Annotated in this window: 28 protein-coding genes and 1 tRNA gene; 18 read left to right on the top strand and 11 right to left on the bottom strand. The window is 74.5% G+C overall.

Going from position 1 to position 25,188, the window contains the following annotated elements; genetic code table 11:
* Positions 1-100: 100 nt before the first annotated feature.
* From HH311_RS25445 to xerC, 6 genes are all read left to right on the top strand, one after another.
* Entirely contained in the window at positions 101-508 is a 408-nt protein-coding gene (locus HH311_RS25445) for a hypothetical protein (RefSeq protein ID WP_169186501.1), read from the top strand.
* A gap of 2 nt (positions 509-510) precedes the next feature.
* Positions 511-870, top strand: coding sequence for a WhiB family transcriptional regulator (locus tag HH311_RS25440; protein ID WP_169186500.1), 360 nt, complete (start codon positions 511-513; stop codon positions 868-870).
* 65 nt (positions 871-935) lie between these two features.
* On the top strand, positions 936-2,117 hold the full coding sequence (locus HH311_RS25435; RefSeq protein ID WP_169186499.1) for a hypothetical protein: 1,182 nt from the start codon (positions 936-938) through the stop codon (positions 2,115-2,117).
* Positions 2,114-2,329, top strand: coding sequence for a hypothetical protein (locus HH311_RS25430; protein WP_169186498.1), 216 nt, complete (start codon positions 2,114-2,116; stop codon positions 2,327-2,329). The genes HH311_RS25435 and HH311_RS25430 overlap by 4 nt, the downstream gene beginning before the upstream one ends.
* Before the next feature lie 16 nt (positions 2,330-2,345).
* A complete protein-coding gene (locus HH311_RS25425; RefSeq protein ID WP_169186497.1) occupies positions 2,346-2,537 on the top strand; it encodes an AlpA family transcriptional regulator in 192 nt (63 codons plus the stop codon).
* A gap of 2 nt (positions 2,538-2,539) precedes the next feature.
* The gene (gene xerC, locus HH311_RS25420; RefSeq protein ID WP_169186496.1) at positions 2,540-3,712 is read left to right on the top strand and encodes a tyrosine recombinase XerC; all 1,173 of its coding nucleotides are present in this window, start codon (positions 2,540-2,542) and stop codon (positions 3,710-3,712) included.
* A gap of 62 nt (positions 3,713-3,774) precedes the next feature.
* Here the strand turns inward: xerC and HH311_RS25415 are convergent.
* Positions 3,775-3,852 (bottom strand) — tRNA-Ile (locus HH311_RS25415).
* Positions 3,853-3,920: 68 nt separating this feature from the next.
* Entirely contained in the window at positions 3,921-4,637 is a 717-nt protein-coding gene (locus HH311_RS25410) for a TetR/AcrR family transcriptional regulator (protein WP_169186495.1), read from the bottom strand.
* Positions 4,638-4,687: 50 nt separating this feature from the next.
* On the opposite strand from HH311_RS25410, the gene HH311_RS25405 reads away from it, so the two are divergent.
* The 5 genes from HH311_RS25405 (at position 4,688) to HH311_RS25385 (ending at position 9,460) form a co-directional block, all read left to right on the top strand.
* A complete protein-coding gene (locus HH311_RS25405) occupies positions 4,688-6,148 on the top strand; it encodes an MFS transporter (RefSeq protein ID WP_312030399.1) in 1,461 nt (486 codons plus the stop codon).
* Positions 6,149-6,440: 292 nt separating this feature from the next.
* Entirely contained in the window at positions 6,441-6,641 is a 201-nt protein-coding gene (locus HH311_RS25400; RefSeq protein WP_169186396.1) for a hypothetical protein, read from the top strand.
* Positions 6,642-6,827: 186 nt separating this feature from the next.
* A complete protein-coding gene (locus HH311_RS25395; protein WP_169186494.1) occupies positions 6,828-6,986 on the top strand; it encodes a hypothetical protein in 159 nt (52 codons plus the stop codon).
* Between the two features lie 55 nt (positions 6,987-7,041).
* Positions 7,042-7,761, top strand: a complete 720-nt coding sequence (locus HH311_RS25390) for a hypothetical protein (protein WP_312030398.1) — start codon at positions 7,042-7,044, stop codon at positions 7,759-7,761.
* An 85-nt stretch (positions 7,762-7,846) separates the two neighbouring features.
* On the top strand, positions 7,847-9,460 hold the full coding sequence (locus HH311_RS25385) for an alkaline phosphatase D family protein (RefSeq protein ID WP_312030397.1): 1,614 nt from the start codon (positions 7,847-7,849) through the stop codon (positions 9,458-9,460).
* Between the two features lie 79 nt (positions 9,461-9,539).
* On the opposite strand, the gene HH311_RS25380 is transcribed toward HH311_RS25385, so the two are convergent.
* Together HH311_RS25380 and HH311_RS25375 are read right to left on the bottom strand one after the other, a co-directional pair.
* A complete protein-coding gene (locus HH311_RS25380) occupies positions 9,540-10,496 on the bottom strand; it encodes a diiron oxygenase (RefSeq protein WP_169186492.1) in 957 nt (318 codons plus the stop codon).
* Between the two features lie 428 nt (positions 10,497-10,924).
* Positions 10,925-11,296 (bottom strand): helix-turn-helix domain-containing protein, encoded by a 372-nt coding sequence (locus HH311_RS25375; protein ID WP_169186491.1) that lies wholly within the window; start codon positions 11,294-11,296, stop codon positions 10,925-10,927.
* 74 nt (positions 11,297-11,370) lie between these two features.
* Here HH311_RS25375 and HH311_RS25370 point away from each other — a divergent pair, with 74 nt between their 5' ends.
* Positions 11,371-11,991: a malonic semialdehyde reductase gene (locus HH311_RS25370; RefSeq protein ID WP_169186490.1), complete on the top strand. Its 621-nt coding sequence runs from the start codon at positions 11,371-11,373 to the stop codon at positions 11,989-11,991.
* A 153-nt stretch (positions 11,992-12,144) separates the two neighbouring features.
* On the opposite strand, the gene HH311_RS25365 is transcribed toward HH311_RS25370, so the two are convergent.
* Positions 12,145-12,945 (bottom strand): enoyl-CoA hydratase/isomerase family protein, encoded by an 801-nt coding sequence (locus tag HH311_RS25365; protein WP_312030395.1) that lies wholly within the window; start codon positions 12,943-12,945, stop codon positions 12,145-12,147.
* A gap of 154 nt (positions 12,946-13,099) precedes the next feature.
* Here HH311_RS25365 and HH311_RS25360 point away from each other — a divergent pair, with 154 nt between their 5' ends.
* Positions 13,100-14,242 carry a metallophosphoesterase gene (locus tag HH311_RS25360; protein ID WP_169186489.1) on the top strand — a complete coding sequence of 381 codons (1,143 nt, stop codon included), beginning with the start codon at positions 13,100-13,102 and terminating at the stop codon, positions 14,240-14,242.
* Complete coding sequence (locus tag HH311_RS25355) at positions 14,239-17,109, top strand: AAA family ATPase (protein ID WP_169186488.1); 2,871 nt, start codon at positions 14,239-14,241, stop codon at positions 17,107-17,109. Before HH311_RS25360 ends, HH311_RS25355 begins: the two co-directional genes overlap by 4 nt.
* A 327-nt stretch (positions 17,110-17,436) precedes the next feature.
* On the opposite strand, the gene HH311_RS25350 is transcribed toward HH311_RS25355, so the two are convergent.
* A complete protein-coding gene (locus tag HH311_RS25350) occupies positions 17,437-18,114 on the bottom strand; it encodes a 4'-phosphopantetheinyl transferase superfamily protein (RefSeq protein WP_312030394.1) in 678 nt (225 codons plus the stop codon).
* Positions 18,102-19,004, bottom strand: coding sequence for a metallophosphoesterase (locus HH311_RS25345; protein WP_169186487.1), 903 nt, complete (start codon positions 19,002-19,004; stop codon positions 18,102-18,104). The genes HH311_RS25350 and HH311_RS25345 overlap by 13 nt, the downstream gene beginning before the upstream one ends.
* A gap of 86 nt (positions 19,005-19,090) precedes the next feature.
* Between HH311_RS25345 and HH311_RS25340 the strand changes: the two genes are divergently transcribed.
* Positions 19,091-20,266, top strand: a complete 1,176-nt coding sequence (locus tag HH311_RS25340; RefSeq protein ID WP_169186486.1) for an adenylate/guanylate cyclase domain-containing protein — start codon at positions 19,091-19,093, stop codon at positions 20,264-20,266.
* Between the two features lie 185 nt (positions 20,267-20,451).
* Here HH311_RS25340 and HH311_RS25335 read toward each other — a convergent pair whose 3' ends face one another.
* On the bottom strand, positions 20,452-20,679 hold the full coding sequence (locus tag HH311_RS25335) for a hypothetical protein (RefSeq protein WP_169186485.1): 228 nt from the start codon (positions 20,677-20,679) through the stop codon (positions 20,452-20,454).
* A gap of 87 nt (positions 20,680-20,766) precedes the next feature.
* Here HH311_RS25335 and HH311_RS25330 point away from each other — a divergent pair, with 87 nt between their 5' ends.
* Positions 20,767-21,447, top strand: a complete 681-nt coding sequence (locus HH311_RS25330) for a DUF4440 domain-containing protein (RefSeq protein ID WP_211190780.1) — start codon at positions 20,767-20,769, stop codon at positions 21,445-21,447.
* A gap of 3 nt (positions 21,448-21,450) precedes the next feature.
* Here the strand turns inward: HH311_RS25330 and HH311_RS25325 are convergent, their stop codons facing one another.
* Both HH311_RS25325 and HH311_RS25320 read right to left on the bottom strand, forming a co-directional pair.
* The gene (locus HH311_RS25325) at positions 21,451-21,903 is read right to left on the bottom strand and encodes an SRPBCC family protein (protein WP_169186484.1); all 453 of its coding nucleotides are present in this window, start codon (positions 21,901-21,903) and stop codon (positions 21,451-21,453) included.
* 154 nt (positions 21,904-22,057) lie between these two features.
* Positions 22,058-22,597, bottom strand: a complete 540-nt coding sequence (locus HH311_RS25320; protein ID WP_169186483.1) for a DUF1097 domain-containing protein — start codon at positions 22,595-22,597, stop codon at positions 22,058-22,060.
* Positions 22,598-22,974: 377 nt separating this feature from the next.
* Between HH311_RS25320 and HH311_RS33580 the strand changes: the two genes are divergently transcribed.
* Positions 22,975-23,448, top strand: coding sequence for a Clp protease N-terminal domain-containing protein (locus HH311_RS33580; protein WP_169186482.1), 474 nt, complete (start codon positions 22,975-22,977; stop codon positions 23,446-23,448).
* Positions 23,449-23,777: 329 nt separating this feature from the next.
* A complete protein-coding gene (locus HH311_RS25310) occupies positions 23,778-23,975 on the top strand; it encodes a hypothetical protein (protein ID WP_169186481.1) in 198 nt (65 codons plus the stop codon).
* Here the strand turns inward: HH311_RS25310 and HH311_RS25305 are convergent.
* The gene (locus tag HH311_RS25305; RefSeq protein ID WP_396027460.1) at positions 23,972-25,135 is read right to left on the bottom strand and encodes an SGNH/GDSL hydrolase family protein; all 1,164 of its coding nucleotides are present in this window, start codon (positions 25,133-25,135) and stop codon (positions 23,972-23,974) included. The two genes, HH311_RS25310 and HH311_RS25305, sit on opposite strands and share 4 nt — an antisense overlap.
* Positions 25,136-25,188: the final 53 nt, after the last annotated feature.

Below are 25,188 nucleotides of genomic sequence, written 5' to 3'. Positions count from 1 at the left end.
CATAAATGATCGACAAGATCCTAGAGACTAGTTTCGGGACTAGTCCGGGACGTGTAGCGCGGACTACGAGACGACCAGCGGCCGGCCGCACGGTTGATGCATGTTCGAGTTCAACGCACCCATCGACACCGACCAGATGCAGGCCGTCGCCACCGGGCACGCGCAGACCATGGAGCGCTGGGAGGACGGCCCCAACGGCCGGCGCTCTTCCGGTGAACCGCTGCTCGACGAGGCCACCGGCGCCCCGGTGCGCATCTACGACGTCATGCTCCCCACCGGCCGCGACGGCCGCCACGAGATGCACGGCGTCCGCGTCATCTCCCACGAGGCCCCGGAGCTGGCCCCGTACTCGCAAGTCGAGCTCGTCGGGCTGGTCGCCAAGGTCCGTCAGGCCCGCAACGGCGGCAAGGGCGTCGACGTCGCCTTCACCGCCGAAGCCATCCGCCCCGCCGGCCCGCAGCGCGCCACCGGCCGCCGCTCGGCCGACACGACTGCTGAGGCGGCCTGACCGTGAGCTGGCAGCGCTACGCGGCGTGCCGCGACACCGACCCCGAACTGTTCTTCCCACCCTGCGACGACGACACCTCCGTGATCGTCGCCCGCCACCGCATGGCGGTGGCACCGATCTGCGGCGCCTGCCCCGTCTCGACCGAATGCCTGCGGTGGGCACTCGACACCGGCCAGGGGCACGGCCTGTGGGCGGTAACCACCCCCACCGACCGCCGCGCCATCCGCCGCGCCCGCGCCGCCGGCATCCCCGACCCGGTCGCCGACGACGACCCCATGTGCCCCGGCTGCGCGCTGCTGTTCCCGATGCCCGCCGTCGACGGCGAACTCTGCACCCGCTGCCAAGAACGCAGGGCCGCCTGATGCCCACCGACCACTCCCCCGCCACCCGCACCCACCGACACGACCACCGGGCCTCTCGTGGGCTGTTGGGGCGGCTGCGTGACCGGTGGGCCGAGCAGCGCCGCCTCGAAGACCATCGCCGCCTCGAAGAAGACCTCCGCAGCCTGTGGCGAGAAGCCTGCACCGGCGTCGGGTTGTGCCAGTACATCCCCATGCCCACCGGGGTCACCATTCGCACCCCCCGCTTCGGAGCCCTCCGGAACCGGCCCGGGGTGGCGTTCTCCGTCGAACTACTCCCCGGCGGCGAACCCGACGACATCATCAAGCACGCCGACCGGCTCGCCCACACCCTTGGCGGCCACGGCCTACGCGTCGAACCCCTCGCCGGCCGCTGGGTCCGGGTCGTGCTGCTGCCATGCGACCCACTGCGCGAACCGTTCCGGCTCCCGGCACTCACGATCTCCCGGGCCGACCAGCCGGTCCTGCTCGGCCGCACCGAGGACGGCCGCGACCTCTTCCACGTCCTGGCCGAAGCCGTCCAGCTCGCCATCCAAGGCCAGAACGGTGGCGGCAAGTCCGCGTGGTGCTACGGCATCCTCTCCCAGGTCGCTGGCGCCGCCGACATCCTCGTCACCGGTTCAGACATCACCGGGCTGCTGCTCGGCCGCGCCTGGGACGGCACCGCCCACCGCCCCTGGCAAGCGGTCGGCACCAAGGACCTGGAAGCCCACGCCGTCATGCTCGACGCGCTGGCCGCCGAGATGGACCGCCGCCTCGACGCCATGCCACCGCGCCAGGACAAGGTCCAGCCCACCGTGCAGAACCCACTGGTCCTGGTCGTGCTCGAAGAGTTTCCCGGCCTGCTACGAGCCGCCCAGGCGAAAGACAAGAAGCTCGCCGAGCGGATCACCTCCACCGTGCTGCGGCTGGTGTCCGAGGGCCGCAAGGCCGCGTTCCGGGTCCTGATGCTCGCCCAACGGTTCGAGGCCAACGCGGTCGGCGGCGGCTACGCCCGCGACCAGTTCGCCCTGCGCCTGTCGTTCCGGGTGCCGGGTGAGTCGCTGGTGATGCTGCACGGCGAAGACGCCCGCAAGCTCGGCCCCACCCACGCCAACGCCGAACCCGGCATCGCCTACCTCTCCACCCCCGGCCACGAGCTCGTCCGCCTCCGGGTCCCGTACCTGGGGTCCTACGGCGAGTACTGCGACCGCATCGCCCGCCACGGCCGCCGCCTAGACCCGGCCGAGGGACAGGGGTGGGCGGCATGAGCCTGGCCGCGATCGTCGTCATCGCCTTCCTCATCACCGTGCTACTGGCGAAGAGCCGCCGCGCCGGGGCCGCCGTCGTCTCCGGCGTCGTCACGCTGTGCCTGCTCTTCGCCGCCTTCCCCGCCCTCGGACCCGCCGTCTCCTCCGGGGCCGGCGCGTTCGCCCACCAACTCGGCGCGGCCACCGACCGCGCCGCCGACGTCAACAAATGAAGCGGAGAACCGAGCCATGAACCCGCGACTCTCAAAGCTCTGGACCGTCCAGGAACTCGCCGACTTCCTCGACGTCCCCGCGCGCACGATCTACGCCTGGCGTTCCCAGGGCTACGGCCCGAAGGGCAAGAAGGTCGGGCGCCACGTGCGGTTCGACCCGGCTGAGGTCGAGTCCTGGTTCGACGGCCTCACCGACGAGGTGGCCTAGCGATGGGCCGGCCGCCGATGCCGATCGGCTCGCACGGCAAGCTCCGCCACTACCCCTACGAGTCGGGCGGCGTGTCGGGCTGGGTCGTCACCACGAAATTCCGCGACCTCGACGGGGTCGTGCGCACCGTCAAGCGCAGCGGGAAGACCAAGGCCGCTGCAGAGCGGAATCTCAAGAAGGCGATCCAGGACCGCCAGCCGAACAGCGGCTCGCCGGTCACCGGAGACACCAAGGTCGCCGCTCTCGTGGAACTGTTCCTCGAGGAGACCAAGCGCCGACGCCGAGGCACCACCTACGACACCTACGCCTTCCACGCCCACCACACCGTCGTCCCGGCGCTCGGACAACTGCGCATCCGTGAGGCCACCGTCGCCCGCCTCGACGGCTTCTTCCGCACCTGCGAAGGCCACCTCTCTCCCAACACCGTCCGCAGCATCCGCACCGTCGTCTCCGGCTCGTTCTCCTACGCCGCCCGCCTCGGCGCGATCCCGACCAACCCTGTCCGCGACGTCGGGCGCATCGAGGGCACCAAGAAGGACGTCCGGGCACTGACCCGAAGAGAGCGGGTCGACCTCCTCGCCCGCCTCGACGACGACGAGGAGGCCTACCGGTTCGACGTACCGGACCTGGTGCGCTTCATGCTCGGCACCGGCTGCCGCATCGGCGAGGTCATCGCCGTTCAGGACGACGCCATCGATTGGCAGCGCGGCACCGTGGCCGTCGTCGCCAACATCGTCCGCGTCAAGCAGGTCGGGCTCGTCCGCCATAGCGGCAAGACCTTCTCCGCCCAGCGAGTCCTTCCACTGCCCACCTTCGTCCGCACGACGCTTGCCGAGCGGCGTCCCGACGACGTGCTCCCGACCTCGATGGTCTTCCCGAACTCTCGGGGCCACGCGTTGGGCCGCGGTTCCTGGCGCGACCCGCACAACACCGGCGCCCGGCTGCGGACTGCCCTGGACCGCGCCGGCTACGGCTGGGTCACCAGCCACGCCTTCCGCAAGACCGCGGCCACCGTCCTCGACCAGGCCGGGCTCTCGGCCCGCGCGATCGCCGGCCACATCGGGCACGCCCGGCCCTCGATCACGCAGGACGTCTACATGGACAAGCGCTCCGCTGGGCGCCAGGCAGCCGACGCCTTCGACGCCGTGTGGGGTCCGGACGAGGAGAGCGAATAGTGGCCGTAAAGTGTCCAACGGATCTTCAAGCCACAGCCCGACAGGCTTGTGACCTGCGGGTGTGGTGGGGCAGGTCGGGTTCGAACCGACGACCTGACGGATTATGAGTCCGCTGCTCTGACCAGCTGAGCTACTGCCCCCGCGCGGCCCGACCCCGCCGCCTCACCCGGTCGTGCGCCGCGCGCGGGAGCCTACGGGCCGCCTCCGGCTACCGGTGCGCCAGCCCGTCGAGCACCAGGCCGACGGTGAAGTCGAACCGGTCGTGCCCCTCCCCCGCGGTGAGCTCGCCGGCGTACCGGACCGTGTTCGGGAACGTGGCCGCGGGCAGCGCGGCCAGCCGGCCCCGCATCTCCTCGCGGTCGAGGACCCAGACGGCGTCGTCCTCGGTCGCGCGCTGCCGGACGATCGACACCTCGAGGCAGTAGGCGGCGGTGTAGAGCAGGAGGGCGTCCGCGGCCCACGCCGCGGCCTGCGGGGCGACACCGCCGGTGAGCAGGATCGACAGCACCCCTTCGCTGACACGGGCGATCTCCCGGTCGGTCGGCGCCAGCGCGAGCCCGGCCCGGGAGATGCCGGGGTAGCGCAGGTACTGGTCCCGCATCTGGGCGAGCACCCCCCGGAGCTGGTCGCGCCACGTCGTCGGGTCGGGCTCGGGGAGGACGAGCTCGGCGCAGAGCCGCCCGATGAGCAGCTCGTCGAGGTCGGCCTTGTTGACGACGTGGGCGTAGAGCGACGCGGGCCCGGTGTCGAGCGCGGTGGCCAGTCGCCGCATCGTCAGCGCCTCGTAGCCCTCGGCGGCGACGACGCCGAGGGCCGCGTCGACGACCTGCTCCGGCGTGATCGGCGCCCGCCGGCGCCGCGACCCGACGTCGTTCCCGGCTGCCGGCGACCGGTGACGAGCCGCGCGGCGCTCTCTCGCGTCCACGTCGCCACCCTAGCTTGACGCGAACGTTGTTCGTAACTAGAACAGTGTTCGTGACCACGACTCGCCGCTCGCTCCGGGACGCCCGGGTGGCCCTCGCCGGGCTCTCCGCGGTGTTCCTGTTCGAGATGCTCGACAACTCGGTCCTCACCGTCGCGCTGCCGACCATCGGGCGAGACCTGCACGCCTCCACCACCGCGCTGCAGTGGGTGACCGGCGCCTACGGAGTCGTGTTCGGCGGTCTCATGCTCGTGTTCGGCGCCGTGGCCGACCGCTCCGGCCGGCGTCGCGTCATGGTCGTCGGCCTCGCGCTGCTGGCGGTCGCGAGCCTGGCGACCGCGTTCGTCACCAGCGCGCCGGAGCTGATCGCGGTCCGCGCGGTGATGGGCGTCGCGGCCGCGATGACGACGCCCGGGTCGATCGCGCTCGCGTTCCGGCTGTTCGACGACGACGGGCTGCGGGTGAAGGCGATGACCCTCATCTCCACCGTGGGGCTGGTCGGGCTCGCGGTCGGGCCGACGGTCGGCGGCCTCGTGCTCGCGGTCGCCCCGTGGCAGGTCCTGCTGCTGGTCAACGTGCCGATCGCGCTGCTCGCGATCCTCGGCATCCGCGCCGGGATCGCCCCCGACGACCCCGCCGACCTCCACCGCGTCCCCGTGGACCTGCTCGGCGCCGTGCTGGGCACCGCGGCGATCGTGCTCGCGCTCGTCGCCCCGACGCTGTTCGTCGACGAGGGCACCGGCTCGTGGGCGCCGTGGACGACCACCGGCGCCGTCGTCGTGGCCGCGGTCCTGTTCGTCCGGCGCGAGCGCGCCGCGCGCCACCCGCTGCTCGACCCGGCGCTCGTCGCCCGTCCGCTGGTCTCGGGCGGGCTGGCCTACAAGGCCGCGGCCGGGGTGGCGACGGCGGGCCTGGGCTACCTGGTGACGCTGCAGCTGCAGCTGGCCTGGGGCTGGCCACCCGCGCTCGCGGCCCTCGGCATGCTGCCCCAGGTCGTGGTCCTGATCGCGGCGGGCCCGTTCGTGAATCCGTTCGTCGAGAAGGTCGGTCTCGCCCGGGCCGGCTGGCTGGGGGCGGCGGCCATCGTCGTCGGGCTGGCCGTGTCCTGCGCGTCGGGCGTGCTCGGCTACCCGTGCGTCGCGGTCGCGCTCGCGCTGGTGGCCGCCGGGCTCCGGGTGTCCGGGGTCGTCGCCGCGGTCAACGTGCTGCGCGGGCTGCCGCGGAACCGCACCTCGATCGGCGCCGCGCTCACCGACACCGCCACCGAGGTCAGCTCCGGCGCCGGGATCGCGATCGGCGGCACGATCCTCGCGGCGCTGTTCACCGGCTCCGTCGCGGCACCGCACTGGGACGCGACGCAGGCCGCGGAGTTCTCCGAGGCGGTCACGGTCGCCGGCGTCGTGCTCACGGTGGTCGCCGCGGCCCTCGTCGGGTGGGCGATGCTGCGCACGCGCGGCCACGTGCCCGACGCCGAGGACGCCCCGGCGAGCGTCGGGTCACCCGCGGAATCCTGACCCTCGGGCACGGCGACGCCGGTCACCCCCGTCAACGGCGCGTTTCCCCGCGGACACGCCGAGATGACGGAACACGCGAACGTGCTGAAACGGGCGTATCCCGCCATGAGCAGGGCGTGTCCTCCGCGGCGGCAGCGGATCCGCCGACGGCGCCGATGATCTTTGCGTTACCGATCGACCGGCGCCGTGATCCCGCTGCGTGACCGGTCGTTGCGCCGACCGACACCGTCCGCGGTGTCGTCCGGAGCAACCGCTCCCGGACGCCGACCGTCCTGCTCGGGAAGGACCCCCCATGCCCCAGCTCTCCGCCCGCACCCTCCGCTTCGCCTTCGCCGCGGTCGCCGGACCGGCCCTCGCCGTCGGGATCGCCGCGCCCGCCGCGAACGCCGCCGAGCTCACGCCGGTCGCGAAGTACGTCGACCACAACGTCTCCGACACCGAGCACGAGGTCGGCGGGGCGCTGGACAGCGTCGGCCTCGAGGCCGCCGAGTAGGGAACGCCGCGGTGGGCCCGGCCGGACCGCTCCCCGGGTCCGGCCGGGCCCTCACGACCGTCCGCACGACGACGCCCGGCGGCCGGGTCGCCGCGCGACGATCTCGTGACGAGACGTCCTCCGCTCTGGACAGGACCGCGATCCGCGGCCGACCATCAGGGGGCATCGCACCCACGGGAGGCAGACATGCGACTGGGCCGCCGACTCTCCGCCGGGATCGCCGAGGACCCGCCCGCGCCGACTCCCGCCGCGGAGGTGCCCACCGAGACGGTCGAGGTGACCCCACCCGCCGTCGAGACCCCGGCGCCGGAGCGCACCCCCGACCCGGCCGTCTCCGGGGGCTGAGCTGAGCGCGTTCGGCGCCCTGTTCGGGCGCCGGGCCGACCGCGCGGAGCCCGAGGTGCCGGCCGACCGGCCGGCGCTGCCCGGGTGGAAGATCGCGTACCCGATGCTCTCCGCCGACGGCTCGGCCGTCGGCTTCAACGGTGTCGCGCTCGGGCGCAGCCAGGTCTACGGCACCGTCGCGGAGGCGGTGTGCGTGCAGTCCTCGCGGCACCGCTGCCCGTCGACGTGGTGCGACTGCGGGTTCTACTGCTTCCACGACGCCGAGCAGGCCCGCGCCCTGGCCTGCGACGAGCAGTACGAGCGCAGCGTCCTGCTCGAGGTGCTCGCCTCCGGGCGCTATGTGTCCTACGAGCTCGGCCTGCGCTACCAGCGCCAGACGGTGCGCTCGGTGCGGGTCGGCCGCTGCCGGTGCGGGCGGACGGCGGCCGCGCTCGACGACGTCGGGGGCGGGGTCGTCGGGTGGCGACGGCTCGAGCCGGTGTGCCGGGAGTGCGCCGGCCGCCGCGCGGTGCTCTCGCTGGCGACGTTCGGCGCGCTGTCCGGGGTGCCGGTGAGCGTCGACGAGGGCAGCGGGTACTCGGCGATGGCGCCGCTCGCCCCGCTCGGTGAGAGTGGCTTTCCGGACACTGGACGTCTGCGATGCGACACCGCTGACGCGCCGACGGCCCCGAGCCCCGAAGCCGAGATCCCGCTGCTGACCGCCGAGGTCACCCTGCTGCAGGCCCGCCTCGACGAGCTCCAGCGCCGCCTCGGACGGCTCACCGACCAGCCGTAGCCCCCACCGCGCGTCCGCGTGCGGTAGAGATGGCGGCGTGACGGGTGATCACGGCGGCCTCCTGCTCGGTCCCATCCTGCGGCACGTGGGGACGACGACGGCGTCGGTCTGGGTCGAGACCGCGGCGCCGGGCGAGGTCGAGGTGCTCGGCCACGCCGCACGCACCTTCACCGTGCACGGCCACCACTACGCGCTCGTCGTCGTCCGGGATCTCGACCCCGGTACCGCCCGGACCTACGAGGTGCACCTCGACGGCGGGCGGGTGTGGCCGCTGGAGGGCACGGGGACGCCGGCGAGCCGGATCCGCACCCGCGCCACCACCGCCGTCGTCGCCGACCCGTCACGTCAACGGATCGTGTTCGGCTCCTGCCGCTACCCCCCGACCGACGACGAGGAGCTGGAGCGCGAGTACGGCCGGGACGCGCTCGACGCGTACGCGGAGCGGCTGCTCGCCCGGGTGCGCGACGCCGTCGATGACGCGGCCGCCGCGGCCGAGCTCCCCGATGCCCTCTGCCTGCTCGGCGACCAGATCTACGCCGACGAGCCCACCCCGCGCACCCAGGAGTGGATCCGCGCCCGGCGCGGCGCCGACACCGGCCCGGGCCTCGAGATCGCCGACTACACCGAGTACGCCCACCTCTACGCCGAGAGCTGGACGGACCCCGAGCTGCGCTGGCTGTTCTCGACGGTGCCCACATCGATGATCTTCGACGACCACGACGTCCGCGACGACTGGAACACCTCGCTGGCCTGGCGCGAGGAGATGGCGCGGCAGCCGTGGTGGCCGAGGCGGATCCGGGCGGCCCTGGCGTCGTACTGGGTGTACCAGCACGTCGGGAACCTCGACCCCGACACGCTCGCCGCCGACGAGCTGTACAAGTCGGTCACGGCCGCCGACGGCGACGCCTGGCCGCTGCTCGAGGCGTACGCGGCCCGCGCGGACGCCGCCGTCGGGCAGCCGGAGGGGGTCCGGTGGAGCTACCGGTGGGATCTCGGGCGGACACGGCTCCTCATGGTCGACTCGCGCTGCGGGCGGGTCCTCAACGCCTCGGAACGCCTGATGATCAACGACGAGACGTTCACGTGGATCGAGCAGCAGGCCGTCGAGGACCCCGAGCACGTCGACCACCTGCTCATCGGCTCGTCGATCCCGTGGCTGATGCCGCCGGCGGCGGCCCAGGTCCAGGCGATGAACGAGCGCTCGGCGGCCGCGGGCTCGCGCCTGGCCGAGAAGCTGCGCCAGGCCGTCGACCTCGAGCACTGGCCGGCGTTCCGCGCCTCGTTCGACCGGCTCGCCCGGCTCGTCGAGCGGGTCGGGGCGTCGTCGTCGGCGCCGCAGACGGTATGCGTGCTCTCCGGCGACGTCCACCACAGCTACGCCGCCCGCGCCCGGTTCGCGACGCCGACCCGCTCGCGGATCTACCAGCTCACCTGCTCCCCGGTGCGCAACGGCGTCCCGTGGTTCATGGAGTACGTGTTCGACGCCGGGTGGATGCGCCCGGTCGTCGGGCTCGTCCGCCGGGTCGGGCGCTGGTGGGGCGTGCCCGAGGAACCGGTGGCGTGGGACCCGATCGGCGGGCCGTGGTTCGGCAACGCGGTGGCCACGCTGGAGATCCACGGCCGTGCCGCCCGGGTGCGCTTCGAGCGCTCCGGGCGGGACGGCACGCTGGACCCCGTCGTCGAGCTGCCGCTGACGTAGTCGTTCGGCCCGCAGTGCCCCTGCCCCGCTGCAGCAATGGCGCATTCCTCCCATCCGACGCGAGCACGGCGCCATTCGCTCATCGGGCGAGCGGGGCCCGACGTCGGGCGCGGCGCGGCAGCAGGAACGCGCGGCGCAGCAGCGGCTTGCCGGGGCCCTTGACCATGCCGGCCTCGTCGAGGAAGCCCACGATCTTCTCCCCCGCCCACCGGATCATCTCCTGGTAGTGCGGGTTGGCCAGCGCGGCCTTGCGCCCCCGCTTCGGATCGATCCCCACCGACGAGTACACGCCGGGGTGGATCAGGCTGCGCACGATGAAGAAGCTGACGAAGGCCGTCGCGAAGCGGTGGTAGGCGCGGGCGGGCCGGGACCGGGCGGCCATGCCGTCGGCGACCTCGGCGCGGGCGAAGGAGACGTGCCGCGCCTCCTCCATGATGTGGATCTTGTTGACCTGGCGCATCAGCGGCTGGACGTCCGGGTCGTCGGCCTGCTCGCGCTGGAGCCGGTCGAGGACCTCCTCGGCGACGAGGATCGTCGCGTAGGCCGACGGGCCCCAGGTGACGAGGCTGTAGAGCTTCGACATGGCGCGGACCCACGGCACCGGGCCGTAGCTCGGGACGCCCGCGACCTGCGTCATCCGCGCGAACATCTGCGAGTGTCGGCACTCGTCGGCGACCTCGGTGAGGGCCCACTGCGCGCGGTCGCTCGTGGGGTCGTCGTCGTAGAAGTCCTTGAGCAGGCGCTGCATGAGCAGCGTCTCGAACCACACCCCGGCTCCCGCGACGCTGCACGCCTCGTGCTTGGCGAGCTCCCGACGCTGGTCCTCGTCGAGGGCGTCCCAGAGCTCGGTGCCGTAGAGCGAGACGCGGTGCGCGGGGGTCCAGGTCTTCTGCGGGTCCAGCGGCGCGTCCCAGTCGATGTCGACGGCGGGGTCGTAGGACTTCTTCGCCGCGGACCTGAGCAACCGGGCCGAGACATCGGCGCTGGTGCGGGAAGCGGCCGGTCGGGTCGTCGTCGGGGTGCTCACGTCTGTCATCTCCCCATGTGTCATCGGCTGACGACACGAATATATCCACGACCTCCGGTAACTGAAACCTGAGGTAACACGGACCACGTGTTCGTGTTACCGGTCGGCACGGCACGAGCGAAGGGTCCCATCGCTCGACAAGACGGGCCAGTGGTGCCCATCGCCGATGAGGCGTGCGGCCGTCGCCCGGGGCTGGTCGCCCAGCTCCGTTGATCACCAGCACATGAGGCAGCTCGACGGGCGCTCGGACCTGCCCCACGTGCCCCTCGCCCGGAACGGCCGCCCAGGCCCGTTGATCATCAGCACGTCAGGCAGCTCGGCGGGCGGTCGGACCTGCCCTACGTGCCCCTCGCCCGGAACGGCCGTCCAGCCGACGGTCCGACCGGGGCCGCCCTGCCGATCCACCCGAGCGAAGGTGCCCCTCGCGCGGAGCGGGCTCAGGCCGGCCGGCGACCGCCGTCGGCGCGCGAGCACGCCTCCGGGGAGAGGTGCACCGCGGCCCACGCGGTGAGCTCGCGCAGCACCGGGGTGAGCGCCTTCCCCTGGCGCGTCAGCGCGTAGCTGACGCTGATCGGCGGGCCCTCGTCGACGGTGCGCTGGACGAGCCCCGCACTGCCCAGCTCACCCAGGCGGGCCGAGAGCACCGAGTCGGAGATGCCGTCGAGCGAGCGCCGCAGCTGCGAGAACGTCATCGGGCCGGCCGCCAGGGTGCCGAGCAGCACCCCGTTCCAGCGCTTGCCGAGGAACTGGAACGCACGCGTGAGGGCGGCGTCACACGCCGAGTGCTCCGGGAGCGCCGCCTCCGCCACACCCTCAGCCTACTCGGTGCTAGTCTCCGGCTACGTACTTCGAAAAAGCGAGCAACAAGGAGAAGGCGAGCACCATGACCGTCGTCGACGACCACGCCCGAACGCTCCCCCGCCTCGACGACGCCGGGCGGGCGCTGCTGTTCACCGAGGCACGCACGGCGAACACCTTCGCCGACACGCCCGTCACCGACGCCGAGCTCGCGGGCGTCTGGGACCTGGCCCGCTGGGCGCCCACCGCGGCGAACACCCAGCCGCTGCGCGTGGTGTTCGTGCGCCGCGAGGAGGGCAAGGCGCGGCTCGTGCCGCTGATGGCCGAGGGGAACCAGCAGAAGACCGCGCAGGCGCCGGCCACCGCGATCCTCGCCCGGGACACCCGCTTCCACGAGCACGTGCCGACCGTCCTGCCGTTCCGCCCCGAGATGCGCGAGATGCTCGAGGAGAACGAGGGCATGCGCGAGCACATGTCGACCTACGGCACGACGCTGCAGGTCGCCTACTTCATCCTCGCCGTCCGCGCGCAGGGGCTGGCCGCGGGACCGATGGCCGGGTTCGACGCCGAGGCCATCGACCGGGAGTTCTTCCCCGACGGCCGCTTCCGGTCGAGCCTCGTCGTCAACATCGGCCACCCCGGCTCCGACCCGTGGTTCGACCGGCTCCCGCGCCTCGACGCGGACGAGGTCGTCGCCTGGGCCTGACGCCGACTTGCGCGAGGGGACCCTTCGCTCGCTCTAGTCGACCGAAGGGTCCCCTCGCGCGGAGTCCGGTGCGGCTCGCCGATCTGGGCGAGGGGGCCCCTCGCTCGCTCTAGCCGACCGAAGGGTCCCCTCGCGCGGATCACGGGCCGACGCTCAGCGCCCGCGGAACGTCGCTTTCCCGTGCCCCTGCTCGACGAACGACTCCATCGCCCCGCGGAGATCCTCGGTGCCGAACAGCGCGCCGGCGATCTCCGCCGTGTGCGCGTTGGCCTCGCCGAGCCCCCCGACGGCGAGCTCGCGCAGGATCTCCTTGGTGGCCGCGTGGGCCCTCGTCGGGCCCGCCGCCAGGGACCGGGCGAGCTCGCGCGAGGTGGCGTCGACCTCGTCGTCGGGGACCATCCGGTCCACCGCGCCCCACCGCTCCATCTCAGCGGCGCCGAAGCGGCCCGCCGTCATGACGAAGTACTTCGCCCGGCCCTGCCCGACGCGCTCGGCCAGCCGCTGGGTCCCGCCCATCGCCGGCGTCAGCCCGACCGTGGCCTCGATCAGCCCGAAGCTCGCGGACTCGCCGGCGACGATGAGGTCGCAGGCCAGCGCGAGCTCGAACGCCCACGTCAGGGTGAGGCCGTGGGCGGCGAACACCGTCGGGAACGGCAGCAGGTGCACGCGCTCGCCGAGCTCCACCAGCTCGGCGAAGTAGCGGCGGCCGGCCTCGACGTCGGAGTTCTGCGCCAGCGGCAGGAACGCGTCGCGGACGTCGACCCCGCCGGACACGACCTTCCCCTCGGCCCGGAAGAGCGCCCCGCGCGGGCGCTGCGTCTCCAGCGCCGTGACCGCCTCGAGCAGGGCGGTGTGCAGGTCGCGGTCGTAGAGGTTGAGCGGCGGGTGGTTGATCGTCACGACGGCGAGCTCGGGATCGGTGCCGGTCTCGACGCGCACAGGTGGGGTGCTCACGCCCCGGACCCTGCCGCTCGGGCCCGTCGGGCGCCACCGTGCCCGCGAGGCTGTCGGGGGGTCGTGCTCTGCTTGATCACGACGGCGGCCGGGGTGTCGCCGTCGGGTCGTCGGGGCCGACGGCCTACCGTCGTGCCGACCGGGGGAGGTGAGCATGCGCTTCGTCCACACCGCCGACTGGCAGCTGGGCATGACGCGGCGGTTCCTCGGCGCGGGGCGCCCCGGTCAGGCGGCCGGGGAGGCCCAGGCCCGGTTCGCGCAGGCCCGCCTCGACGCGGTGGTGGCGCTCGGCCGGGTGGCCACCGACGAAGGCGCGGCGTTCGTCGTCGTGTGCGGCGACGTGTTCGAGTCGAACCTCGTGGGGCCCGACGTCGTCGGCCGCGCCTGCGAGGCACTGCGCGGGTTCACCGTGCCGGTCCTGCTCCTGCCCGGGAACCACGATCCGGCGGACGCCGCCCTGGTCACCCGCCGGGCCGACTTCGCGCGGCGGTGCCCACCGCACGTCACGGTGCTCGACCGGGCGGGGGTCCACGAGGTCGCGCCCGGGATCGAGGTGGTGGCCGCTCCGTGGACCTCGAAGCGCCCACTGTCCGACCTCGTGGCCGACCAGCTGCGCGCACTCGACCCGGCGCCCTCGGGCGTCGTGCGGGTCCTGGCGGGTCACGGCGCGGTCGACGTGCTCTCGCCCGACGCGCACGATCCCGCGGTCGTGCACACCGACCTCTGCCGGGCGGCGCTCGCTGACGGGCGGGTGCACTACGTCGCGCTGGGCGACCGGCACTCCACCTGGGCGCTCCCGGGCGAGTCACGCATCGGCTACTCCGGCGCGCCCGAGGTCACCTCGCACGACGAGACCGACCCGGGCAACGTCCTCGTCGTCGACGCGGGTCCCGACGGTGCCGTGGTCCGGCCGGTGCGGGTCGGCCGCTGGGCCTTCACGCGCGACCACGCCACGCTCGACTCCGACGCCGACCTCGCGGCCCTCGACGCGCGGCTGTCCGCACTCGCCGCCCCGGAGCGCACGGCGCTGCGGCTGCTCTGCGAGGGCACCCTGACGCTGCGCCAGCGGGCCCGGCTCGACGACGTGCTCGCCGCCCACGTCCCGGTGCTCGCCGCGCTGGAGGTCGACACCACCGAGCTCGTCACCCGCCCCGACGACGCCGACGTCGAGGCCCTGGGCCTGTCGGGGTTCGCCGCGTCGGCCGCGGCGGAGCTGGCGGCGGACGCCGCCGACGCCGAGGCCCTCGACGCGCTCGGCCTGCTCCACCGGCTCGCCGGCACCGGGGGTGAGCGATGAGGCTGCTGCGCATCCGCCTGACGGACTTCCGCGGGGTGCACGACCGCGAGGTCCACCTCGCCGAGCAGGGCGTGACGGTGCTCGAGGGCGAGAACGAGGTCGGGAAGACGTCGACGGTGGCGGCGCTGGACCTCCTCGTCGACTTCCGTGACAGCTCCACCGCAGCCGAGGTCCGCGCGGCCGCCCCCGCGGGCCGCGACGCCGGCCCCGAGGTCGAGGCCGAGATCGTCACCGGGCCCTACCGCCTCGTCTACCGCAAGCGGTGGCTGCGCCGGAAGCTCACCGAGCTCTCCGTCCTCGCGCCGCGCCCGGAGCAGCTCACCGGCCGCGAGGCCCACGAGCGGGTGCTCGCCATCCTCGACGAGACCATGGACCTCAGCCTGTGGCGCGCGCTGCGGGTGGAGCAGCACACCCCGCTGGGGCAGGCCGACCTCGGGGGGCAGGACGCGCTGACCCGGGCACTCGACCGGGCGGCCTCGGGGGCCTCGGGCGCCGGCGGCACCGTCCCGGGAGCCGACGCGGCCGCGGAGGACCTGGTCGACCGGGCCGTCGCCGAGGTCCGGCGCTACCACGGCGGGCACCACCGGCCGGTCGGTCCGCTGCGCGAGGCGATCGACCGGCTCGCCGCCGCCCGCGCCGAGGTGGAGGCGGCCGAGGCGTCGGTGGCGGAGGTCGAGCGGGACGTCGCGCTGCGCGCCGACCTCGACCGTGAGGTCTCCACGCTCACCGTCGAACGGCAGGGCCAGGCCGAGCGGGCCCGGGAGCTGGAGGACCGCTGGTCGGCGTTCGAGTCCCGCCGGCTCGAGGTCGCCGCGGCGGCCGAGCGGGCCGAGGCCGCCCGGGAACGCGCCCGCCGGGCCACCGACCGGCAGGCCGAGCGGGCCCGCCTGGTGTCCCGCGCGGCCGGGACGGCGCAGGCCGCCGACGCCGCCGACACCACGATCGCGGCGCAGGAGGAGCGCGACGCCGCCCGGCGGGCCGACCGCGACGAGCGCCGCGCGGCCTGGGAAGCCGCCCGGGCCGCGGCCACTGAGGCCGACGCCGCGTCCCGCGCCGCCGACGACGCGCTGGCCACCGCCCGTGACCGGGGCGAGCTCGCCGACCTCTCCGGGCGCCTGCGGCGCGCCGAGGCCGCGGAGGCCACGCGCCGCGAGGTGGAACGGGCCGCCGCCGGGCCGCGGGTCGACGCCGCCGCGCTCGAGGAGCTCGAGGAGCTCGACCGGCGCCTGGTGCGCGCCGAGGCCGAGCTCGCCGCGGGCGCGGGCACCGTCGAGGTCGTCGCGCACGAGGGTGCCGCCGGGCTGACCGCCGACGGCGAGGCGGTGCCGCCGGGCGAGACGCGGACGGTGCCCGTGGCCGGCCCGGTGACCGTCGCGGTACCCGGGGTGGTCGAGGTCCGGGTGCGGCCGGGGCTCGACGGCGCGGAGGCCCGGCGCCGGGTGGAGCGCGCCCGCGAGGAGCGCGACCACGCCTGCGCGGCGCTCGGAGTGGCCGACCTGGCGGCGGCGCGGGCGGCCCGGCACGCCGGTGAGGACGCGGCGGCTCGGGTCCGGGAGCTGTCCGCGGTGGTGGCCCGCGAGCTGGGCGGGCGGTCCACGGCCGAGGTCCGCACCGAGGTCGATCGGCTCGCCGAGCGGCTGCGCCCCGAGCCCGACGCGAAACCGCCCGCGAAGCGGAGGGCGCGCGGGCAGCCCGACGGCCCCGCGCTGTTCGACGACCCGGCCCTCGTGGAAGACCCGGAGGCCCCCGACGAGGAGGCCCGGGCCGCCCGCGCGGCCGAACTGGACGGGTTGCGACGCGCGGCCGCCGCGACACGCGACGCCGCGGCCGCCGCCCGACGCGTCGCCGAGGAGGCCGAGCAGGCGTGGCGGCGCGCCGACGACGCGGTGCGCGACGCCGAGTCGGAGGTCGCCGCGGCGCGCACCGCCGGGGCCGTCGCCCGCAACGACGCCGACCGGCTCGCGGCCGAGCTCGCCGAGGCCCGCGCGGGCTCCCCCGACGCCGCCCTCGACGCCGAGGCCACCGACACCCTCGCGCGGGCCCGCCGCACCGAGGCCGACCACGAGCAGCGTGCCGCCGCCCTCGCCGCGGACGATCCGGACACCGTCGAGGCGCTCGTGGTGTCCGCCCGCCGGGCCACCGAGTCGCTGACCACCCGCAGCGCCGAGGTCGAGCGCCGCCGCGCCGAGGTGACCGGCCGGCTGCAGGTGGCCGGGGGCGAGGGCCGCCACGACCGGTTGGCCGCCGCCCGCGACGAGCTCGCCGCCGCGGAGCGCGAGCACGCCTCGGTCTCCCGCCGCGCCGCGGCCGCTGTCCGGCTGCACACGACGCTCGCGCGGCACCGCGACGAGGTCCGGCAGGCCTACGTCGCGCCGTTCCGCCGCGAGGTGGAGCGCCTCGCCCGCATCGTGTTCGGCCCGACGCTCGCGCTCGAGGTCGACCAGGGCCTGCGCATCGTCGCGCGGACCCTGCACGGGGTGACGGTGCCGTTCGAGGCGCTGTCCAGCGGGGCGAAGGAGCAGCTCGGGCTGTGCGCGCGGCTGGCGGTCGCGGCGCTCGTCGACGCCGAGGACGGCGTGCCGGTGATGATCGACGACGCCCTCGGCCACTCCGATCCGGGCCGTCTCGAGCGCCTCGCGGCCGTGTTCACCGCGGCGACCACGGGGACCACGCACCAGGTCGTCGTGCTCACCTGCAGCCCGGCGCGCTACCGCGGGGTCGGCGCCGCGCGCACCGTCGCGCTCTCCCCCTCGCTGCCCCCGCCCACGGCCGTGCCCTCCCCCGCTCCGGTCGAGGAGACGCCGGCCGAGGAGACGTCGGCCGAGCCGGCCGCCCCGACGGACGACCCGCTGCGCGACGTGGGCTGAGGCCTGGCTCGTTGATCACGAGCACACTCGGCAGCCCCACAGGCCGCCCAACCTGCCCCACGTGCCCCTCGCGACCCCGATGGTTCCAGCGAAGCGTCGTTGCTTGCATCCAGTGGCAGAAAAGCCCCGTCGTCGGTGACGCCGACCCAGGCGCCGCAGGCGTGCCCTGGGCTGGTACTCCGCTTCTGAGATCACGAGCACATGAGGAAGCCCCGCGAGCCGGATCGCCTGCCCCATGTGCCCCTCGCGCGAAGACCCACCAAACCACAGGTGTTGCGACCACCCCCTGAGCCCACAGGCCGCGGAACCTGCCCCACGTGCCCCTGATCAAGCACCCCGAGCGGCGAGCGCGATCCCCGTCACCAGGATCCCGCCACCCACGGCCCACCGGCCCGCGAACGACGACACCACCACCCCGTCCACGGTCGGCCCCTCCACCAGCAGCCGCGCCACGAACGTCCCGTCCACCGCCGGCTCGAGCTCCGCGTCCTCGAACCCCAGCCAGCGCCCCGTGAGCGGAAACCAGGCCTTGTAGACCGACTCCTTCGCGGAGAACAGCAGCCGGTCCCACGCGACGTCCGGGCGCTCCGCCGACAAGCGATCCAGCACGGCCCGCTCGCCCGGGGAGGAGACCACGTCGAGCACCCCGTCGGGCACGGCGTCATGCACCTCGGCGTCGATCCCGACCGAGCGCACCGCCGACCGCCACGCCACCGCCGCACCCCGGAACCCCCGGGTGTGGGTGATCGACCCGACCACCCCGTCCGGCCACACCGGGGCCCGCTGCTCCCCCACCGGCACCGCCTCGGCCGGCGCCCCCAACGACGACAGCGCCTCCCGCGCGCAGGTCCGGCCGGTCGTGAACTCCGCCCGCCGGGTCTCGACCGCCCGCGCCACCGCGGTCTCCTCGCTGGCGTGCAGCGGGCCGGCGTCGTCGTCGGCGAGTCGCGCCACCGCCACCACCGACGGCGGCAGGACCGACGAGAGCAGCGCTACCGGCTCCACGGCGCCCCCCGGGCGGCGGCCCAGGCCGTGAACGGGTCGCGCTCCTGCACCGGCGGCGCCGGGAGGATCTGGCGCAGCGGGCCGCGCACGAGGTTGTGGCGCTGCCACTCGCGCGGGTAGCCGACCGACACCTCCTCGAAGCGCACGCCGTCCTCCCACGTGGTGCGCGGCAGGTGCAGGTGCCCGTAGACGACCGCGGCCGCGTCGTACTCCACGTGCCAGCGTGCCGTCTCGGTCGACCCGCACCACAGCGCGAACTCGGGATGGCGGAGCACCTGCAGCGGGAGCGACGTCAGCGGCCAGTGGCTGACCAGCACCGTCGGCATCCCGGCGGGCCGCGCCGCCAGCCGCGCCCGGGAGATCGCCAGCCGCTCCGCGCACCAGGCCGCCGGTCCGGGATGAGGATCCGACGACATCAGGAACTCGTCGGTGCACACCACGCCGGCGTCGCGGGCGAGGTCGAGAGCGGCCTCCTCGTCGAGCCCGACCATGTCCGGGCGCACCCGCCACGAGTAGTCGTAGAGCAGGAACAGCGGGCAGACCAGGGCCGGGCCGCCCTCGCCCTCCCACACCGGCCACTCGTCCTCGGGGGTGAGCACCCCGAGCGAGCGGCACACCTCGACGAGCCGCGCGTACCGGGCCGTCCCGACGTCGTCGGGCTCCTCGCCCCCCGGGGTCCACAGCTCGTGGTTGCCCGGCACCCAGATCACCCGGGCGAAGCGGTCGGCGAGGACCCCCATCGTCCGGTGCAGATGCTCGAGGCGGTCGCCGACGTCGCCGGCGACGATCAGCCAGTCGCCGGGGTCGGACGGGTGCAGGTCGTCCACGACCGCCTCGTTCTCGGAACGGTTGACGTGGAGGTCGCTGGTGGCGAGCAGCCGGGGAGCCATCGGCCGCCCACGATAGTCACCGTGACCTGCGCTCGACGGGGCACCTTTCGCGCGCCGTCGCCCGCCGTGTTTGTCACGATGACCTCGTGCCGCCCCGTCACACGTCGCTGCCGATCCCGCGCCGCCTGCGATCCGCGATGGCGGAGACCGAGTTCGAGCGCGAGGGGCTCCTCGACGGGCTGACCGGGCAGGCGCGGCGCACCCGCGTGGACGTGCTCACCGCCCTCGCCGCCGACGGGGTGAGCACGACGACGATGCGGGATGCCATCGACCGCGATCGGCTCGGTCTGCTGCTGCTCGAGCGCACGCTGAACCCCGAGGACGGCTGGTCGATGACCTCGATCTGCGAGCACACGGGGCAGGACCCCGAGATCATCGCCAAGTGGTTCCGGGCCCTGGGGCGCCCGGTCTCGACCGACCCCGACGAGGAGATCTACACCGACGAGGACGCCGAGATCGCCGAGCGGATCGAGGGATACCGCGCGCTCGGGTTCAGCGACGACGAGATGCTGCCGGTGGTCCGCGCGATCGGGCGCGGGGTGCTCAACATGGCCGACGCGCTGGGCTCGCTGATCGGCGAGGCCCTGCTGGCCGCCGGCGAGCCCGAGCCGGAGACGGCGCTGCGCTACGCGATCGAGGCCCGCCGATTCGCCGAGCACGACGCGCTGCACCTGACCCACCTCGTCGCGGTCGCCCTCGCGGACCGCATCCGCTCGCACGCGGTCGCGATCGAGGAGTCGTCGGCCGGCCGGCTCCAGGGCGCCCAGGAGGTGTCGGTGTGCTTCGCCGACCTCGTGGGGTTCACCGACCTCGGGGAGAACATCTCCGCGGCGGAGCTCTCGGAGGTCGCCGAGCAGCTCGCGGAGTGCGCCACCGAGGTGGCGTCCCGGCCGGTGCGGCTCGCCAAGACCATCGGCGACGCCGTCATGCTCGTCTCCTCCGACCCCGTCGCACTGCTCCGCGCCGCGGTCGACCTGGCGGGCCGCTGGGCGCGGGCCGACGACGGGCGACCCGACGTGCGCATCGGGCTCGCCATCGGCACCGGCGTGCCGCACGCCGGCGACTGGTTCGGCCCGCCGGTCAACCTCGCCTCCCGGGTGACGACGACGGCGCGGCCCGGCCAGGTGGTGGTGACGGCGGCGGTGCACGACGCGGTGGTCGAGCAGGTCGGCGAGGCGGAGTTCCGGTGGCGGGTGGCGGCGCCCCGGCGCTTCAAGGGCATCCGGGGGGCGCAGCGCCTCTACCGGGTGACCGGGATGTGAGCGGCGGGAGGGAGAGCCGGGGCCGGCGACGGTCCGCTCCCCAGCGACCGTCGCCGACCCTCGGCCGTCGGTGTTCCCCGAACACCGACACCAACCGTCCGTCGGTGAGACAACGGTGAAGCACGCGGGTACTCCGCGTCCAGCGGGAACCCTCGATCACCACACGAGTTCACCCACTGGAGTGTCTATTTCGGGCGCTTGACCGCGTGCTCGCCGGCCCGGAGACGCAAGAGGTTGACGGCGACGGTCATCGAGGTGATCACGCCGAGGAAGAACACGACGGCCCCGACGATCGTCGAGCCGGTGAGCACGAGCGCGAGGCCGGCCAGCAGCAGGACTGCGGCCAGGACCCAGCCGCCGATCAGAAGACGCATCTCCGAGACGCCGAGCCTCGCCGCGAGCCGCTCCACCATGCGCGCCAGCGTACGGGATCGCCAGGGTTGACCCTACCCCAGGACTCTTTGGTACGTTTTCCGAACTTCAACCACGAGGAGGCCGACATGACGACGAGGACCGTGCTCGCCGGTGTCCTGGTCAAGGACTGGGCCGCCGCACAGGACTTCTGGACGACGGTGTTCGGCCGGCGGCCGGACGAGGTGCCGATGCACGGGTGCGCCGAGTGGCACGTGGCCGGAGGCGGGTTCCTGCAGCTGGTCGAGGACGCGGGCCGGGCCGGGGCATCGTCGGTGAGCCTGCTGGTCGACGACGTCCGCGCCGAGCGCGACCGCCTCGTCCAGGCCGGCGTCACCGTCCCCGAGGTGTGGACGGTGCCGGAGTTCATCCACGCGGTGACGTTCGCCGACCCCGAGGGCACCCAGGTCACCCTGGTCGAGCCGATCGCGCCGCAGACGGCGGCCGACGTCGTGCGGGCACTCTTCGCCGCCTACCGCGACCAGGACGCCCCCGCCGCTACGGCACTGCTCGCCGACGACTTCGTGTTCACCAGCCCGCAGGACGAGCCCATCGGGCGCGACGAGTGGCTGCGCCGCTGCTTCCCGACGGCGGACCGGATGCGCTCCCAGGAGCTGGTCGACGTCGTCGAGGTCTCCCCCGGCGAGGTGTTCGTGCGCTACGTCTACGAGCTGCACACCGGCGCGCGGCACCGCAACACCGAGGTGCTCACGGTGCGGGACGGGCAGGTCGTCGAGACGCAGGTGTACTTCGGCGCCGAGCTCGCCTGAGGGTCAACCGCCGGTGGTCGCGAGGCGGCGCTCGAGGTTCGCGAGCACGCCGTCGTGGATGCGCTGCAGGCCCTTCGGGGCGAACAGCCGCTCGAAGAACCCACCGACCCCGCCGGCGCCGTCCCAGGTGGTGTCGACCTCCACCGTCGCGGCCGCCTGACCCTCGGGACGGACCCGCCAGGTGGTGACCATGCTCGAGTTGCGGTCGGTCTCGACGACCCCGCCCCCGGGCGCGGTGGAGACCTCGACGCGCTGGTCGCGCTGCCGCTTCGAGGTCGCCTGCAGCACCCAGTGCACGACGGTGCCGGACCCCTCGCCGCCCGCCTCCACCTGGTAGTCGCGGTAGTGCTCGGTCAGGATCGCGGGCCGCACCTCGCGGTAGTCGGCCAGCGCCGCCAGCACCTTCTCGGGGTCGGCGGTGATCGTGCGGCGGGCGGTCGCCCTCACCTGCGCCATCGCGGCTCCTCGGTCGGGGGCGTTCGGCGGCGCCCCGTGGGGTGCCCTGCTTACTCCTCCGGGCCGCGGCACGCAGCGGCCCCCCGAGGTGCCCCCGACTCGCGAGCACCGGCCGGCGCCGTGCGGGCCGGTGCTCGACGAGCGCGGCGCGCGCCTACGCGGCGGCCTCCGCCGCGGGAGCCGGCGCCGAGGACCGCGACCCCAGGCCCGCGAGCCGGCCGACGAGGATGCTGCCGACCCAGCCGTAGAGCCCGCCGACCACGAACGAGATGAGCATGACGGTGAAGGGGCCGGTCGCGACCGCGAAGTCGGTGCCCGACGCCGAGGTGAGCAGCCCCCACCCGACGGTCATCGCGAAGGCGACCACCGCACCGGGGACGAAGTCGAGCAGCGGCACGAGCGCGCCCAGGATCAGCACCGCCGTGCCGGCCCCGACGACGACGCCGGTCAGCGCCGCCCCCGACACCGTTCCGGCCACGATCAGGGTGACCGTCCCCATGACCACACCCCAGACCGTGGCCGGGAGCGACTTCTTGAGCGCGGCCACGTCGCCACCCGCGGCGAAGTAGAGCGCGGCGCCCATGAACGTGGCGGGCACGAAGAGCCCCAGCGCGGCCAGGGGGCCGACGTAGAGCCAGGTCAGGATGCCGCCGAGGACACCGATCACGAGCGCGAGGGCAACGGGGAGTTTCACTGCAGGAGTCCTTCCGAGGGAGCCACGCTGCGCCGGGTGGCCGAGCGAGAACCGTCGAATAGCAGCGTGCCGGGGCGGGACGAATCGCCACAATGCGTCCCCGGGAGCGTCATGCAACGTTTTCCGGATGGCATGTCCCTGACATTTTCCGACGATTCCCGGTGGCCCACGTAACTGCTCCGGCTCGCCACGGAGGTTTCTGTTCCACGGTGGTGTCGCGCGGACCACGGGCGTGTGTCGAATGTGTCGGCGCACGGACTCGCCGCCGCGCACCGGACCGTCACCGCGCGCGGTCGGGCGGCCACGCCCGGCGTCGTGACCCGATCGATTCCGGGATCGAGGGTCACGAACCGGGCTCGGCGGGCGATCCTGGGGATGTGCCCATCGACCGCTCCGCCGCCGGCTCCTGGGCCGGGCTGACCGCGGCGCGTGAGCACGCGGCCGCCCAGGGCGCCAGCTCGGTGGGCACCCAGCACGTGCTCCTGGCCCTCCTGCGGCGGGAGGCCGTCGAGTCCGGGACAGTGCTGCGCGGCGCCGGCGCCGACACCCCCGCGGTGGTGGCCGCCCTGCAGGGCATCACCGGGGTCGGGGCGCGTCCGCACCCGGTCCCGGTCGAGCGGGTCTCGGTCTCGCCGCGGGTGGGCGCCCTCCTGCGCCGCGCGTCCGCCGGCACCGACGCCCCGACCGACCTCGGCGTCCTGGGTCAGCTCCTCGAGGAGGGCGGCGAGCCGTCGCTCGCGCACCTCGTGCTCACCTCGCTCGGGGCCCGACGGCGGGCGCTGGTCGCGCTGCGGGGCGCCACCGCGGCGGCCGCGGTCGGGCACGAGGGCGGGGAGCTCGTCCCGGGCTGAGGCCGGACGGCTGTCAGGAAAGCCACGTTCCGGACGCTGGACGTCCGGACACCGGCGTCGATCATGGGGCGGCCGGGCCACCCCGGAGATCTCGATCCCGGGGGCGACACGCCCACCCGGTGCCACGACTCGCGACCGGGATCGGGATCTTCGAGCTCGGAGGCCGAGGACCCGCCCGGGAAGGTCTGGCGCCTCGGCCGAACGGGAACCCGAGGCCGGGCGGACCACGGCGTCGATGGCGCACAACCAGATCGCCAGTGGTGTGAACCTCTGCGCTACGGTCGCCCAGGGGGCCGAGGGTTGTTGCCGTCACCGCCGCAGGAGTTGGGATGGTCGAGCACATCGACGACGAGCGGGCGGACCGGACGGACACCGACCCGGGCCAGGCACCCGGCGGCCGCGCCGCCGTCGACCGCGGCTGCACCTGCTCCGTGCTGGCCAACGCCGCCTACCGTGCGGGCGCCCCCGGGGAGCGCTCCTTCGTCGACCCGGTCTGCCCGCTGCACGCGCGTCGTCGTGACCCCTAGCGGGAACTGAACGGACCCCCGGGACCGAAGACCGCGCGCGCGAACCGCTCCCCCACCAGCCGGTGGGTCGCGGCGTCGGGGTGGAGGCGGTCGGGCAGCGGGTGCTCGGCGGCGTCGGCCTCGCCGTAGAGCGCGAGCCCGTCGAGCAGGTGCAGGTGTGGGTCGTCGGCCGCCCGCTCGGTGACCAGCCGCGTGAGCTCCTGCCGGATCGTCCGCAGGCTGAGCCGTCCGGCGGCGACGTCGGCCGGATCGCCCGTCGCGCGGAAGCGGACGGCGCCGTCGGCGAGGTCCGCGGCCCCGGGCCCCGGGGTGTCCTCGTGGATCGGGCAGAGCAGCGGGGTGATCACCAGCAGCGGCGTCCGGGGGTGGCCGTCGCGGAGCGTGTCGAGGAAGCCGTGCACCGCCGGGACGAAGGCGCGCATCCGCATCGCGTCGGCATTGGCCAGGTTGATCCCGATCTTGACGCTGAGCAGGTCGGCCGGCCGGTCGCGCATCACGCGCGCGACGAACGGGTCGAGCATCATGCTGCCGCTGAACCCCAGGTTGACCAGCTCGACCCCGCCGGCGGCCGCGGCGAGCGCCGGCCACGTCGTCGTCGGGCTCGCCGCGTTCGAGCCCTGACTGATCGAGCTGCCGTGGTGCAGCCAGACCGGACGCGTGCCGGCCCCCACCGGTTCCAGCGGCGCGTCGGCACGCAGCGCCACGAGCTCGATCGTCTCGTGGTGGGGCAGCCAGAGCTCGACGTGCTTGTCGGCGGCCGGGAGCCCCTCGAAGGCGATCGTCGCCGCCGGGCCCTCGCGGACCTCCGTCGCCCCCGTCGCGAGGTCGGTGACGACGGCGGTGCCCCCGGAGGAGACCTGCTGGTCCACCAGCGAGCCGTCGACCAGCAGGTCGTACACGCCGGCGGGGCGGGGCGGGACGCCGGCGAACGCGAGCGTCGTCCGGTGCGCGTCCAGCTCGAGGCGGGTGGCGGCGGTGCGGAACACCAGCCGGACGCCCGAGGGGTGCGACTGCGCGGCGAGCAGCTGCTGGTCGGCCCGGGCCCGCGCCCACGACGGCAGGCGGTGCGGCCGGATCCCGAACCGGCCCCGGTCGAGGTCGAGCGCCCCGCGCACCAGCTCGGGGACGATCTCCGTCGGGCGCAGCGCGGCGTCGTCGATCACGGCGCCCACCCTCTCGCCGGGCCCGCCCCCCGCGCATCCCGGATCCCGTT

This window comes from Actinomycetospora sp. TBRC 11914 (assembly GCF_012933465.1).
Classification (GTDB): Bacteria; Actinomycetota; Actinomycetes; order Mycobacteriales; family Pseudonocardiaceae; genus Actinomycetospora.
The sequence above is the reverse complement of the archived record's forward strand: the minus strand, read 5'-3'. Positions and strand labels throughout refer to the sequence as shown.